We start from the raw sequence: 13496 nt of genomic DNA on the forward strand, positions 1-13496 counted from the left end.
ACTGTGTGAGACTTGATACTTTCGCTTTACCCGGCAAACCCCGAAGAGCCCGCCGGCGCATCGCGCATCAAGCGCCCACACTTATCGGCTGTTAATTTTTAAAGATCGATTACGCACTCACTACCCGAACCGCACCGGCCAACTTCACCGCTACCGCCCCGTTCTGCGTCGCTGCATCTGCAGCAGAGAAACGAGATTATGGAGAACTTCCGCTACGCCGTCAACAGGTTTTTCTAACTTTTCCAACCCGTCCAGCGTGCCGCAAACCCCCGCCATTACTGGCTCCCCGCCTCCCCGTGCCCCGCTGTCCGAAGCACGAAAGAGCGAGATTCTAGCGAGGCCACGCAGGGCTTGCAAGGGGTATCTGAAATTTCTTCAAGGTTGCTTTTCGACGCGTGCCGGTTCGTCGAGCGACGGCACTACTGCGCCGACGGACGACCGTCCCGCTTGTGCGCCAATGGTCCAGTCATGCAACACGGTATAAGCCACGGCCAACAAAGTTGGGCCAATGAAAACACCAAGAAAACCAAATGCGAAAGCCCCGCCCAAGATGCCCAACATCACAAGGATAAGCGGCATATCGCTGTTTTTTCCAATCAGGATAGGCTTGATAACGTTGTCGGACATACCGATGACCAGCACGCCCCAAACGACCAGGAAGATGGCCCATCCCGTCGCCCCGCCGTGGTAGAGCCAGATTGCTGCAGGCAACCATACGACTACCGGGCCACCGGGTATCACCGATAAAAAGAAGGTGGCAAGACCCAGCAGAGCCGCCGCCGGCACGCCTGCAATCCAGCAACCGAATCCAGCCAGGATCCCTTGTACAAGCGCCGTGCCGAGAATGCCGTAGACAACCCCCTTCACCGTGCTGCCCGCCAACGTGAGCAGGTAATCGGCGCGCTCGCCGGCGATCCTACGCATGCCGGCGTTGAGCCACGCCGCGGCCCCCTCGCCACCGGTATAAAAGAAGAACGCGAGCACGATGCTCAACGCCAGCAAACCCAAGCCGTGGGTTACCGCGATAGCAGCGCCGAGGATCCACCTGCCCGCAGGCGCCGCGAACATTCGCGACTGGGCGATCAACTCCGAATTGCTACTGGTCACGCGCTCCCAGAACGCCTCGATACTCGAACCGACTAGCGGAATTCGCCCGACCCACGACGGCAGGTCGGGTAGGCCCGCCTCGAAGAGCCTTTGCACCAGAGCGACAATTTCGCGTGCATGCGCGCCGAACGCGAATCCCGCGTAGACGAAAGGCCCGAGAACCACGATCAGGATGATGAGCACGATCAGCGTAGCAGCCAATTTCCTGCGCCCGCCGACTGCCGCAGTCAGACGCCGGTACAGCCCCCACGAGCTATAGCTGAGAATCGCGCCCCAGAGCAGCGCCGTGGTGAACGGCGCCAGCACCAGCAGCGAGCCGCCCACCAGAATAATTAGCGCGAAGACGGCAGCAAGACGCTCGATCAGTTGGTCGGACTTCACTTTGAATCTCCTGTTAGCACCAACTACCTCAAACTTTTCGCGCGGGTAAGTTTTATACCATTGCGGCGTGCGGCCGGGCGACTCCGGACTCCCGCCAGCATCCGAATTCGTGCGCTGAAACGTCCTAATCTGCCCCGGAGTGCCGGCCAAATAATATGGCGGCATAGAAAAGAATAGAATATAAGGTTCTGTGCCCCCCAATTTCTGGATTTATGCGCTCGCGAATCGCCAAACGTCTCCCCCCTGATGCCGACAAACTCGTCGGTCTTTCGCTCGCGCTTTTCGCGTCGGGCAGCCGCACCGAGGACCGCTTCTGGGAAGCGAAACTCGACGCACTGCTCGCCAAGATCGTCCGCCACGCCAACCAGACCACGCTGGACGCCGCGCTCGATCACTTGCAGCAAAATCATCCGGACGCTTATGGCGCGCTCGCCGACATGGCGGAAACGCACAGTGAATCGTTCGTCGTCGACCATGACGGCACGCCCTACGAGGTGCTGCTGATCGCCGCGCCCGTCCTCGCCTGGACCCGCTACATGATTCCCTCGGGCCCGCTCAAGGTCGAGGCGGCCGACGCGCTGCGCGCGCATCTGCAGGCGCATGTGCTGGCAGGCAATACGCGCGTTGCGCTGGCGCCGTTCATGTATAGCATCGACCAGCTGCCGCGCCATCACGTCGAAACATGGCGCATCGCCCAGCAACTTGCTCAAGCCGCATTGACCGGCAGCAACGTCAAGCTCAATTTTGGCGAATTGCCTGAGACCTCGCCAATCCTCGCCGACCCGCGTTTTCTACTGGCCGTAGTTGCAGCCCCGGTAGGCGAGCCGATTTTCCGCTGGCAGGAAGAGGAGCATGGCAGCCGCATCGAGCGTGGCCAATGTCTCGAACAGTGGACCACGCAAGGCGGCGCCAATCTGTCGCTGGTCTTGCCCGGTTGTGAATTCGAGTGCCTGCTGCCGGATGCGTACTACTCGGCCTGCCGCGACGCCGACGAACGCGTGCGGCCCCACACGGTACGCACCGCCGTGCGCTATCTGTTCGATACGATCGGCGCCGCCCCTCAGGAGTTGCGCGCGGTCGTCGCGGGTTTCGGCGAACGTCGGATCGACGAATATCGCGTCGGCTTCACCCGCCGCGGCAGCAACGATGTGATCTACGGCGTCGTCTGGCCGCTCTACGGTCGCGAAAACGGCGAGCCGGGTATCGACGAAGAACCGCAGGAAACCGCCGCATCGGATGACCCGCTCGAGGAGATCGTCGCATTGCTCAAGGAAACGGGCGTAACGGAAATACGTCGCCATGCCGGTCGCTTCGAACCCGAGTACTGCGACGACTGCGGCGTTCCCTTGTATGCGGATCCGCTCGGCGAAATCGTTCATGCCGAAATGCCTGAAGACGCGGAGCCCGCTCAACCGCACTTCCACTGAGCCCGAACCCGATCAAATGATCGTCCAAACAGAAGCCCCGCTACATGCGGGGCTTTTTTTGTCACTTTTTCCTATGCCTTTTGGACAGGCCGTCAAATGGAAGCGAATTTGTCATCATATGCAGGGCGACGCATCGCACCGCGCCTGGCTCGATGGCCAGGTACGAACGCATCGCGCCACTTCGCCGACTCATCTGGAGACATGCATGCGATTCTCGATACTCAACTCAGACGCGGAACGACGCGATGGGCTCAAAGCACTGCTGCGGCAAATCGACCGGCTCGCGCGTTTCAACGAAGCGCAGGACTGGCGTCAGGTCGAACGCACGCTCAAGCGTCAGCGGCCCGATCTGCTGGTGATCGACTGGCAGGACTGGATGTCGGTTGCCGACGCACGCAATCTGCTCAGTCACTACCCCGACCTGCGCATCGCCGTGCTCATGGACCGGATATCGCCAACCGTCGTGCGTGAACTCATGGATGAAGGCGTGCTCGGCGTCGTACCTCGCGAGACCGATCCATGCCTGATCGTGCGGGCGTTCGAGATGGTCCTGCTAGGCGGCCACTACGTTCCAGCAGGCGCGCTCGCGCTCGATCCTCCGTTGCCGCCGGACATCACCCTGCGACCGTTCGACGAGAAGAACCCGCCGCCCCGGCGTGCCCGACTGTCGAGCGGGCTATCGCCGCGCCAGGAGCAGATCATGCGCTGCGTTCATATGGGCAGCACCAACAAGATGATCGCGCGCACACTCGGCATCAGCGAGGGCACGGTCAAGATTCACTTGACCAGCATATTCCAGCAACTCGGCGCACCGAATCGCGCTGCGGCGGTGGCGCTATACAACGGCTGGCTGTCGGCGCATCTGCAGGTTTTGCGCAACGGTAGCGAAGCGTCCATCCGGCCGCTCATGGGACAGCCCGGCCGTGTCCCATTGCGACGTCGCGCGCGCCGGCGCTTCCAGTATGCGTTGCCGGCGAACGACATGACCAGTCTCCTCCCGATGGCTGCCGAGCCCACTCCACCGTATCGCGATTCGATCCCCTCCGGACGCACGGGAATCGCAGGACCTAACGCAAACAGCGGGCTTCCATCGCCGCCGACTGCGCAAGATCCGACCTGACGCCCGTCGCGTTCCCTCACGAACGGCGGCGCCTGGTTCCAGTTGAGTTCCGCGTCGCCTGGCACGGAATCCGCTAACATTTTTTCTCGTCCAACGAGTAATATGAGATACATGGGTTTCCTCTACACACCGCTTCCATTCTGGGTCGCTGTCGGTGGTTGGATCACCACCGCGATCGTGGTCGCGCTCGCGCTGTGGAAAAATCCTTTCAAACGACTTCACGACGGCACCTTGCAGCATGTCTGGCTCGCGATCATCGTCGCGGTGTCGGTGCTGTGGGCTAGCAATGCCTGGCTCGACGACGGCACCGTCATGCATCTGCTCGGCGCAACGTTAGTCATGACCCTGTTCGACTGGGCTCTCGCATTGATTGCGATGGCCGTCATCACCGGTGTCGCTGCCGTTGTTTTCGATGCGCCCTGGCAGGGCATCGCGCTCACCTTCCTCGTTTTCGGAGCGTTGCCGGTCGGCATCTCGACTCTGGTCCAACGCGCGAGCATCGCCTGGCTCCCACGCAGTCTCTTCATGTTCATCCTCGGTCAAGGCTTTGTTTCGCCTGCCATCGCCGTGTCGCTTACGGCTGTCGCGGCCCTCGGCATTCACGTGGAACTCGCCGGCGGGTCGATGACCGTCGTGCCCGTCGGTTACGCGTTCAGCGTATTTCTGCTGGCGACCGGCGAAGCGTGGTTCACCGGAATGTCGACGGCGCTGATCGCGATTTATCGTCCAGCGTGGGTGACCACGTATGATGTGCGTCGGTATCGCCTCGGTGGCCCGCGTACCTGAAGCGACTGAAGGACAGAAGACGGACAAAGAAAAGGACAAAATATTTGTGTCAGGATTGAACTCCCCCCGCTTGCCAGGCATCTTACGTGCCTCATGTCCTCTTAGCGTCTAACGAACTTGATGGATCGCACCAACGTACCGCGCCGATTGCTGCGGTTGATCGGACGGTTGGCAACATGTGCGGCGGCTCTCTCGCTCATATGCACTGCTCCCGCATTCGCCGATCAACTCGAACAGCACAACGATCTCGTCAACAGGTTTGTCAATGACATGCATGCAGATCCGCTAGTCGCGGACTGCGCCGCTCATGGCGACTTTGTTGCAAGCACATCCACTGCCTTCGACCATGTCGAATTCCCGCCCAGTTCATTCGACAGCGCTCATGCGTCGGTCACGCCATGGAACGATTCGTTCGACGAGGCCAAGCAGCGCGTCAAGGTGGACAACATCGTCACCGTCGAAGGACTCGGTGTCCGGCAGAGCGGCGACGGCGATCCGGCAGCCCTGAAGTTCCGCTGTGGCTACGTCGGCGCGCAGATGCTGGCATTCAGCTGGAACGACCCGGTGCCGCCGGCCCGCGCTCAAAGCTCGGGTTCGTCGTCGCATTCCCGTGCGAGCGGCAAGCATGGCGGTGCGAGAGGCAAGCATGCCGCTAGCGGCAAGGGCGCGAAAAAATCGACGGCGAAATCGTCCGGCAAATCCGCGAGCAAAAAGAAATCGTCGAAATGAAAAAGCGGCCCGCATTGCATCAATGCGGGCCGCTTTTTTTCAACTGCCGTAGCCAGTCGGTCTGAACTCAGCCGAACGTCTCCACGTGCTGCAAGATTGCCTGCAGCATCGCGGCGCCGAGCGACGCGCTGCGCTCTCCGTTCCAGCCGACGCGCTCGTCGGGCAAATTGGCGTTGTCCTTGAACGGCATTTCCAGCGTCAGCGACAAACAGCCGAACTCGTTGCCGATGTATTTGGAAGCGAGTTTCAACGCGTCTTCGCGATACTTGCTGGCCGCGTAACCGTACTTGTCCTGGAAGTCCGGGCTCGCCTGCTTGAATGCCTCGATGAACGCCTTCTGCTCGCGCCCCTGCTGCTCGGTGAACCCCGGCAACATCTCCGAGCCTGCCACGAAGACATAAGGCAGCGCCTCGTCGCCGTGAATATCGAAGAACAGATCGCAGCCCGTCGCATGAATGGCGTCGCGCACGACCAGCACCTCGGGACTGCGCGCAGCGTCCGGTTCCATCCACTCGCGGTTCAGATTCGCACCCGCTGCGTTGGTGCGCAGATTGCCGTGCACACTGCCGTCGGGATTCATGTTCGGCACGATGTAAAACACGGCCCGGTCGTAGAGCTTGCGTGCAACCGGATCGCCCGCCCAATCGCCCCAGCCTGCGAGACGTTTAACCAGACCTTCGATGAACCACTCGGCCATCGTCTCGCCAGGATGCTGCCGCGCGATCAGCCAGACTTTTTTCTTCGGCGTCCCGCCGGTTGGCGGTGTACCCAGCGTCAGCAGCGACACCGGCCGGCCCTCGACGGTCTTGCCCAACTCCGTGAGCGTTGCCTGCGGCATCTGCTGCACGGCGCCTAGGAACTCCGAATGACGCTCCTCGCTATACGGCTCGAAGTACGCGTAGTAAATGCGGTCGAATTCCGGCGCGTGCTCAATGGTCAGCACGCGGCCGTCGTACGAAGTCGGCACGCGAAACCAGTTCACCCGGTCGTAGCTCGCCACTGCCCGATAGTCGCGCCAGCCCTCGGCGAATGCACAGGCCGCGGCATTTTCGAACGTCATCACACAACGCTCGCCGGCCGCGCCGGACAGACGAAAGTAGAACCACTGCGCGAACTCGGCGTGACTGTCCGGCCGCACGCGCAGGCGAATGGCGTCCGCCTGCTCGCAGGACAGCACGTCGATCGCGCCCGCGTCGAACTGGCTCGTAATCGATAAAGTCATGATGCTTATCCCCGCTAGTGCGCGCAACAGTCGCTCAATCGGCGATGCGGCGGCGGAATACGTAAGTGGAATCGTTCGACGCGCCGGCGTCGAACGCATAGCCTTCCGAGTCGAACGTCTTCAACTGTTCGGGCTTGTCGAGGCGGTTTTCAACCGCATAGCGCGCCATCAAACCGCGTGCGCGCTTCGCGTGGAAACTGATGATCTTGTAGCGACCGCCCTTCCAGTCTTCGAACACGGGCGTGAGAACCGGTGCCTCGAGCAGCTTGGGCTTGACCGACTTGAAGTATTCGTTCGACGCGCAATTCACCAGCACGCGCGACGCCACGGTGTTCCGCTTCAACTGCGCATTGAGCGCCTGCGTAATGCGCTCGCCCCAGAATGCGTACAGATCCTTGCCGCGCGGATTGGCGAAGCGCGTACCCATCTCCAGCCGGTACGGTTGCAACAGATCGAGCGGCCGCAGCAGGCCATAAAGCCCGGACAGCACGCGCACGTGACTTTGCGCGTAATCCAGATCGGCCGACGAGAGCGTCTTCGCATCGAAGCCTTCGTACACGTCGCCGTTGAACGCGAGTACCGCCTGCTTCGCATTGCGGGTATCGAAGCTCGGCGACCAGTCGGCGTAGCGCTGGAAATTGAGGTGCGCCAGCTGGTCGGAAATATCCATCAGCGACGCAATCTGCTGCGGCGACAAACGGCGCAATCCGCCGATCAGTTCGGCAGCGTCGTCGACGAAATCGGGGATAGTGTGCTTTTTGACGTGCGGTGGGGTGTCGTAGTCGAGCGATTTCGCCGGCGACAGAACGATTATCATAGAGGCTTGCAGGCACGCCGTGCCTGGCGGTCAAAGACGAAAGCCAGATTGTAACGAATGCCCGGTTCCCATGCCTCACACGGCGCTTTGCGCGTCGTCCTCGACTCCAATGTCTGGATCGATATTCTCGTGTTCGACGATCCGCACACGCGACCGATTCGCGCCGCGCTCGAAAGCGGCACGCTCGCCGCATTGATCGACGCGCGTTGTCTCGCCGAACTCACCTACGTACTCGACTATCCGCAATTCGTGCACCGCAAGGTGGATAAAGCGGCCGCGCTCGCCATCGTCGCCCGCCTGACGCAGCAGGTCGAAACCGCACCGCCGGCGGCGGACGCGAAGCCGCTGCCCAAATGCAAAGACCGCGACGATCAGAAGTTTCTCGAGCTCGCGCACGCGGCGCACGCCGACTGGCTGGTATCGAAAGATCGCGCCGTGTTGAAACTGGCCAAACGCATCGCCCGCGATTTCGGTTTTCAGATTGCACAGCCGGCGCCGTTCGTCGTAGCCATCGGCGCGGATTCCGCAGACTCCGTTGCGGGTGCAACGGCGTGAATTTGTCAGGATGGCTTATCCGGATGGCTAATCCCGCGGCAATGCCGCCCACGCGCCGCCGCGATTCCCTACAATCAGGCCTGAAGGTTTTTAGTCGGTCTTCGGGATCGACCCAACTGCCACCTCATTAGCCCACGCTTCGGACAGCGCCATGAATGCACCGCACGTTACCCCGACCACTCCCTCGTTCCCGTCTCGCCTACCCAATGTAGGCACGACGATTTTCACCGTGATGAGCGCGCTCGCCGCTGAAAAAGGCGCGGTGAATCTGGGCCAGGGCTTTCCCGACTTCGAATGCGATCCGCGCATTGTCGACGCGGTGTCGAACGCGATGCGCGCGGGCCACAATCAGTACCCGCCAATGGCCGGCGCCGCGCCGCTGCGTCAGGCCATCTCGGACAAGATCGCGAATCTGTATGGCCGCCGCTACGACGCGAACAGCGAAATCACCGTAACAGCGGGCGCCACGCAAGCGCTGCTCACCGCGATTCTCTGTTGCGTGCATCCGGGCGACGAAGTGGTCGTGGTCGAACCCACTTACGACAGCTACCTGCCTTCCATCGAACTGGCCGGCGGAAAACCGGTGTTCGTCACGCTCGACGCGCCCGACTATGCGGTCCCGTTCGACAAACTCGCCGCCGCCATCACGCCGAAAACGCGGCTATTGCTGATCAACACGCCGCACAATCCGACCGGCACGGTCTGGCGCGCCGAAGACATGCGCAAGCTCGAAGAGATCGTGCGCGGCACGAACGTGCTGATCCTGTCCGACGAGGTCTACGAGCACATGGTGTACGACGGCGCCCCGCACGAAAGCGTGGCCCGTTATCCCGAACTGGCGCAACGCAGTTTCGTGGTGTCGAGCTTCGGCAAGACTTATCACGTCACGGGCTGGAAGGTCGGCTACGTGGCTGCACCGGCCGCACTGACCGCGGAGTTCCGCAAGGTGCACCAGTTCAACGTGTTCACCGTGAATACGCCGATGCAGGTCGGTCTCGCCGACTACATGCAGGACCCGGCGCCGTACGTGAACCTCCCGGCGTTCTATCAGAAGAAGCGCGACTTCTTCCGCGCGGGACTCGCGAATTCGCGCTTCAAATTGTTGCCTTGCACCGGCACGTACTTCCAGTGCGTCGACTACTCGGCCATCAGCGATTTGCCCGAAGCCGAGTTCGCTCAATGGCTGACCGGCGAGATCGGTGTCGCGGCCATTCCGGTCTCGGCGTTCTATCACGAGGCACATGAATCGGGCGTGGTGCGCTTCTGCTTCGCCAAGAAGGAAAGCACGCTGGCCACCGCACTCGAACGGCTGGCCCGGCTTTAAGACACCGCGCGCGATGCTACGAACGGACTCCGGTTCTTCATCATCGCGCGCAACGCCGGCGAGTGCGGCGCGCCGCCCGAACCTGCGGAATCACCTGTCACACCCGTCTCACCGCTCACGCCGGCCGCGATGCGGCGATATACGCTTTCCGGTCGTCGGTCACACGCTGCGCGGCCGGCCGTTCGTTGATCGCCTTTACGTAGCGCTTCCAGTCGATGCCCGCATCGAGCAGCAGATCGCGGCCGTAAACGGTCTGCGTGGCCATTCCAACCAGCGGCAAGCTGACGAAGCCGGCGGCGTCGGCGACACTGAAATGCTCGCCCCGCAAATACGGCCCGAACTTCGCAATCCGCTTGAAGCCGGCGATGTGATGCACGAGCAACTTCTCTACTCGCCCTTTGGTCGCGTCGGTCACGGTCCCGCCGAAAAAGGCTTCCTTGTAGAGATTGCGCACCGTCAGTTCGAGATGAACGTCGACGAAAAAAATCAATTCGCGCTGCTTGGCTGCTTCCCACGGGTCGGCCGGGAAAATAGCCTTGTCGGGAAAGCGCGCGGCGAGATACTCGACGATACATTGCGACTCGCACAGATCGCCTTCTTCGGTCTGCAGGAACGGCACCTTGCCGAGCGGCGAATGTTCGAGCACGGCTTCGTCCTGACTCGGCAGCACCGAGACTTCCTCGAACGGAATGCCGTGTTCGAGCAGCACGAACTTCACTTTGTTGTAGTAGTTAGAGAGCGCAAAACCGCACAGCCTGATCATCGGGTGTCTCCTTCTTTTGAGTTGTACGAGACCGCTCGTGACTATCCTGGCGGTCTGCGCAGCATCATCCAGTAAATTGCACGATCGTGCTAATCTAAAAAAACCATGGAGTCGAGCATCACAATGACCTCTCGCAATCCCAGCATCGAGACTATCGGCATCGTCGGAACCGGCGCGATGGGCCGCGGCATTGCCCAGCTTGCCGCGTTGGCCGGACTCACCGTGCGTTTGTACGACACGAATCCTGCTGCGATCGGCGCCGCGCGCGACTACCTGGCCGACACTTTCGCGAAATTGACCGCGAAAGGCAAGCTCGATCAGGCGCGCTCACTGGCCGCGCTGTCGAGCGTCGCGGGCGCGCATACGATTGCCGACCTGGCGGACTGCGATCTGGTCGTCGAAGCTATCGTCGAGAAACTCGACGTCAAGCAGGCGCTGTTCCGCGAACTCGAAACGGTGGTGAGCGACCGCTGCATTCTGGCTTCCAATACCTCGTCGTTGTCGATTACGGCTATCGCCGCCGCCTGTACCGATCCATCGCGCGTCGCCGGTTACCACTTTTTCAATCCCGTGCCGCTCATGAAGGTCGTCGAGGTAATAGACGGTCTGCGCAGTGCACCCGCAACCGGCGACGCCCTCATGGCGCTGGCGCGGCGCCTCGGTCACATGCCGGTGCGCGCGAAAGACATGCCGGGTTTCATCGTGAATCACGCGGGCCGCGGCATGAACACCGAAGGGCTGCGCGTGGCCGGCGAAGGCGTCGCGAGCTTCGTCGACATCGACCGCATCATGCGCGAGCAGGCGGGCTTTCGGCTCGGACCGTTCGAGTTGCTCGACCTGACCGCGCTCGACGTGTCGCATCCGGTCATGGAGTCCATCTATCACCAGTTCTATGAAGAGCCGCGCTTCACGCCGTCGCCGATTACCGGCACGCGGCTAGCGGGCGGCCTGATCGGCAGGAAAACCGGCGAAGGCTTTTACCGCTACGAAGACGGCAAACAACAAGTGCCGCCGGAAGCCGCGACGCCGACCGAACTGCCGCGCAGTGTGTGGATCAGCAAGCGCTACCCCGCGGCTCACGACGCCGTCGCGCAACTCGTGGACAACGCCGGCGTCGCGCTCGACGAAGGCGCCACGCCCGGCCCGCACTCGCTGATCGTCGTGACGCCGTTCGGGCACGACGCGACCACGGCTGCGGTCGACGAAGCATTGGACGCCACCCGCGTGGTCGCCATCGACGCTTTATTCCCGCTCGCCACCGCAAAACGCCGCACGCTGATGACCACGCCCGCCACCGGGCGCGCCGCCCGCGAATCGGCCCACGCACTGTTCGCCGCCGACGGCGTGCCGGTCACGGTGATTCGCGATTCGACCGGCTTCGTCGCGCAGCGCGTGGTGGCGACCATCGTGAACATCGGTTGCGACATCGCGCAGAAACAGATCGCCTCGCCGGAAGACATCGACCTTGCCGTCACGCTAGGTCTCGGCTATCCACGCGGGCCGCTCGCGCTCGGCGATACACTCGGTTCGGGCACGATCCTCGCGATTTTGCGCAACATCTTCGCCGTGCTGGGCGATCCGCGCTATCGCCCGTCGCCCTGGCTGCTGCGGCGCGCGCAACTCGGTCTGTCGCTCACGCAAAGCGATGCACTCGACGCCAGCGACGCAGACCCCACAAGCCCTACTCACGACACTTCCACGGAGAACCAACGATGAGCGCCGAACTTCTGAGCTCGCGCCCGACCGGCAGCGATTCCACGCTGGTCCTGACGCTGTCCAACCCCGGCGCACGCAACGCTTTGCATCCCGACATGTATGCGGCGGGTATCGAAGCCCTCGAATCGGTCGAACGCGATCCGTCGATCCGCGCCATCGTGATTACCGGCGCCGACAACTTCTTCTGTGCGGGCGGCAATCTGAACCGCTTGCTGGAGAACCGCGCGAAAGATCCGTCGGTGCAGGCCGAGAGTATCGATCTGCTCGGTGAGTGGATCTCCGCGCTGCGCCTGTCGTCCAAGCCGGTGATTGCCGCCGTGGACGGCGCGGCCGCGGGCGCGGGCTTTTCGCTTGCACTCGCCTGCGATCTGATCGTCGCCGCCGAGGAGGCCAGGTTCGTGATGTCGTATGCACGGGTCGGCCTGACGCCCGATGGCGGCGGCTCGTGGTTCTTGAGCCAGGCGTTGCCGCGCCAGCTCGCCACCGAAGTGCTGATCGAAGGCAAACCGATCGGCGCTCTCCGTCTGCACGAACTCGGGGTCGTCAACCGGCTCGCCAAAACAGGCAGTGTGCTCGACGCCGCCGTGGCGTGGGCCGACGAACTCGGCAAGATTTCGCCGAACTCCGTGGCACGCATCAAAGGTCTGGTCGCCGCAGCGGGTAGCCAGCCGCTCGCCGATCATCTGGTCGCGGAGCGCGACAGCTTCGTCGCGTCGCTGCATCATCGCGACGGGCTGGAAGGCATCTCGGCGTTCCTCGAAAAACGCGCACCGCTCTACAGGTGAATCCCGTGACCGAAGCGTCCCTGCCCGCCGATCAGGCTTATCAGTTGCCCAAGCGCCGCCGCATCTTTCTGATGCGTCACGGCGACGTCACGTACTTCGACGACTCGGGCCGCGCGATCGATCCCGAGACGGTGCCGTTGAACGCCAACGGACGCGAGCAGGCGAGCGCGGCAGGCCGCGTGTTCGCCGAACAGAACGCGCGCTTCGACCGCGTGATCGTCAGCGGCTTGCCGCGTACGATCGAAACCGCGCAACGCGTGCTCGCCGAGACCGGCCAGACGATCGAACTCGAGATCGAACCCGCGTGGCAGGAGATTCGCGGCGGCAAGCTAGGCAACATTCCGCGCGCGGATATCGAAGCCGCGTTTCTCGGCGTGTTCGACGGCATCGTCCCCGAGACCACGCGTTTTCTCGACGGCGAAACCATCGGCGCGCTGTTCGATCGCGTGCTGCCCGCCGTGGCCGCGCTGCGTGACGACTCGTCGTGGGACACCGTGCTGCTGGTGCTGCATGGCGGCGTCAACCGGGCCATTCTTTCGCACGCGCTCACGGCGGGCGGCCGAACATTTTTCGGCCATCTCGCGCAGGCCACCGGCTGCATCAATGCTCTCGACGTGGGCGCCGCACCGCGCGACTGGGTGTTACGCACGATCAATTACTCACCGCCGTCGCCGCTCCATCGCGACGTCCGAAATACCACGATGGAAATGCTCTACGCACAATTCACTCAATACAGGCGTAGTTGAACCCGAACTGGAGGAGAC

Annotated in this window: 13 protein-coding genes; 9 read left to right on the forward strand and 4 right to left on the reverse strand. The window is 62.3% G+C overall.

All coding sequences use genetic code 11. From position 1 onward, the window contains the following. Positions 1–375: 375 nt before the first annotated feature. Entirely contained in the window at positions 376–1488 is a 1113-nt protein-coding gene (locus tag FQ746_RS07295; RefSeq protein WP_144108279.1) for an AI-2E family transporter, read from the reverse strand. A gap of 212 nt (positions 1489–1700) precedes the next feature. Between FQ746_RS07295 and FQ746_RS07300 the strand changes: the two genes are divergently transcribed. The 4 genes from FQ746_RS07300 to FQ746_RS07315 all read left to right on the forward strand — a co-directional run bounded on the left by FQ746_RS07300 (position 1701) and on the right by FQ746_RS07315 (position 5550). Then, positions 1701–2915, forward strand: a complete 1215-nt coding sequence (locus FQ746_RS07300) for a DUF2863 family protein (protein WP_144108280.1) — start codon at positions 1701–1703, stop codon at positions 2913–2915. Between the two features lie 205 nt (positions 2916–3120). After that, positions 3121–4035, forward strand: a complete 915-nt coding sequence (locus FQ746_RS07305) for a helix-turn-helix transcriptional regulator (RefSeq protein WP_144108281.1) — start codon at positions 3121–3123, stop codon at positions 4033–4035. Positions 4036–4146: 111 nt separating this feature from the next. Further along, a complete protein-coding gene (locus FQ746_RS07310) occupies positions 4147–4821 on the forward strand; it encodes an energy-coupling factor ABC transporter permease (protein WP_144108441.1) in 675 nt (224 codons plus the stop codon). 120 nt (positions 4822–4941) lie between these two features. Continuing rightward, complete coding sequence (locus tag FQ746_RS07315; RefSeq protein ID WP_144108282.1) at positions 4942–5550, forward strand: BspC domain-containing protein; 609 nt, start codon at positions 4942–4944, stop codon at positions 5548–5550. 67 nt (positions 5551–5617) lie between these two features. Here FQ746_RS07315 and FQ746_RS07320 read toward each other — a convergent pair whose 3' ends face one another. Continuing rightward, a complete protein-coding gene (locus FQ746_RS07320; RefSeq protein WP_144108283.1) occupies positions 5618–6772 on the reverse strand; it encodes a carboxypeptidase family protein in 1155 nt (384 codons plus the stop codon). Between the two features lie 34 nt (positions 6773–6806). Then, the gene (yaaA, locus tag FQ746_RS07325) at positions 6807–7589 is read right to left on the reverse strand and encodes a peroxide stress protein YaaA (RefSeq protein WP_144108284.1); all 783 of its coding nucleotides are present in this window, start codon (positions 7587–7589) and stop codon (positions 6807–6809) included. 57 nt (positions 7590–7646) lie between these two features. Here yaaA and FQ746_RS07330 point away from each other — a divergent pair, with 57 nt between their 5' ends. Together FQ746_RS07330 and FQ746_RS07335 are read left to right on the forward strand one after the other, a co-directional pair. Further along, positions 7647–8144 carry a putative toxin-antitoxin system toxin component, PIN family gene (locus tag FQ746_RS07330; RefSeq protein WP_144108285.1) on the forward strand — a complete coding sequence of 166 codons (498 nt, stop codon included), beginning with the start codon at positions 7647–7649 and terminating at the stop codon, positions 8142–8144. Positions 8145–8295: 151 nt separating this feature from the next. Then, positions 8296–9468 (forward strand): pyridoxal phosphate-dependent aminotransferase, encoded by a 1173-nt coding sequence (locus FQ746_RS07335; protein WP_144108286.1) that lies wholly within the window; start codon positions 8296–8298, stop codon positions 9466–9468. 115 nt (positions 9469–9583) lie between these two features. Here FQ746_RS07335 and FQ746_RS07340 read toward each other — a convergent pair whose 3' ends face one another. Further along, positions 9584–10231 carry a glutathione S-transferase family protein gene (locus tag FQ746_RS07340; RefSeq protein WP_144108287.1) on the reverse strand — a complete coding sequence of 216 codons (648 nt, stop codon included), beginning with the start codon at positions 10229–10231 and terminating at the stop codon, positions 9584–9586. A 123-nt stretch (positions 10232–10354) separates the two neighbouring features. On the opposite strand from FQ746_RS07340, the gene FQ746_RS07345 reads away from it, so the two are divergent. From FQ746_RS07345 to FQ746_RS07355, 3 genes are all read left to right on the forward strand, one after another. Beyond that, positions 10355–11947 (forward strand): 3-hydroxyacyl-CoA dehydrogenase, encoded by a 1593-nt coding sequence (locus FQ746_RS07345; RefSeq protein WP_144108288.1) that lies wholly within the window; start codon positions 10355–10357, stop codon positions 11945–11947. Next, a complete protein-coding gene (locus tag FQ746_RS07350; protein ID WP_144108289.1) occupies positions 11944–12732 on the forward strand; it encodes an oxepin-CoA hydrolase, alternative type in 789 nt (262 codons plus the stop codon). The genes FQ746_RS07345 and FQ746_RS07350 overlap by 4 nt, the downstream gene beginning before the upstream one ends. A 71-nt stretch (positions 12733–12803) precedes the next feature. Beyond that, a complete protein-coding gene (locus FQ746_RS07355) occupies positions 12804–13478 on the forward strand; it encodes a histidine phosphatase family protein (protein WP_144108442.1) in 675 nt (224 codons plus the stop codon). Positions 13479–13496 lie beyond the last annotated feature (18 nt).

The sequence above is a fragment of the Paraburkholderia sp. BCC1886 genome, assembly GCF_900996245.1.
GTDB lineage: Bacteria > Pseudomonadota > Gammaproteobacteria > Burkholderiales > Burkholderiaceae > Paraburkholderia.

What these genes read in the sequence shown, in the direction of transcription:
- FQ746_RS07305 (WP_144108281.1), top strand. Translation starts at nt 3,121, where the DNA reads ATGCGATTCTCGATACTCAACTCAGACGCGGAACGACGCGATGGGCTC.
- FQ746_RS07320 (WP_144108283.1), bottom strand. Translation starts at nt 6,772, where the DNA reads ATGACTTTATCGATTACGAGCCAGTTCGACGCGGGCGCGATCGACGTG.
- FQ746_RS07355 (WP_144108442.1), top strand. Translation starts at nt 12,804, where the DNA reads ATGCGTCACGGCGACGTCACGTACTTCGACGACTCGGGCCGCGCGATC.
- FQ746_RS07345 (WP_144108288.1), top strand. Translation starts at nt 10,355, where the DNA reads ATGACCTCTCGCAATCCCAGCATCGAGACTATCGGCATCGTCGGAACC.
- FQ746_RS07335 (WP_144108286.1), top strand. Translation starts at nt 8,296, where the DNA reads ATGAATGCACCGCACGTTACCCCGACCACTCCCTCGTTCCCGTCTCGC.
- FQ746_RS07300 (WP_144108280.1), top strand. Translation starts at nt 1,701, where the DNA reads ATGCGCTCGCGAATCGCCAAACGTCTCCCCCCTGATGCCGACAAACTC.
- yaaA (WP_144108284.1), bottom strand. Translation starts at nt 7,589, where the DNA reads ATGATAATCGTTCTGTCGCCGGCGAAATCGCTCGACTACGACACCCCA.
- FQ746_RS07350 (WP_144108289.1), top strand. Translation starts at nt 11,944, where the DNA reads ATGAGCGCCGAACTTCTGAGCTCGCGCCCGACCGGCAGCGATTCCACG.
- FQ746_RS07340 (WP_144108287.1), bottom strand. Translation starts at nt 10,231, where the DNA reads ATGATCAGGCTGTGCGGTTTTGCGCTCTCTAACTACTACAACAAAGTG.
- FQ746_RS07315 (WP_144108282.1), top strand. Translation starts at nt 4,942, where the DNA reads ATGGATCGCACCAACGTACCGCGCCGATTGCTGCGGTTGATCGGACGG.
- FQ746_RS07310 (WP_144108441.1), top strand. Translation starts at nt 4,147, where the DNA reads ATGGGTTTCCTCTACACACCGCTTCCATTCTGGGTCGCTGTCGGTGGT.
- FQ746_RS07330 (WP_144108285.1), top strand. Translation starts at nt 7,647, where the DNA reads ATGCCCGGTTCCCATGCCTCACACGGCGCTTTGCGCGTCGTCCTCGAC.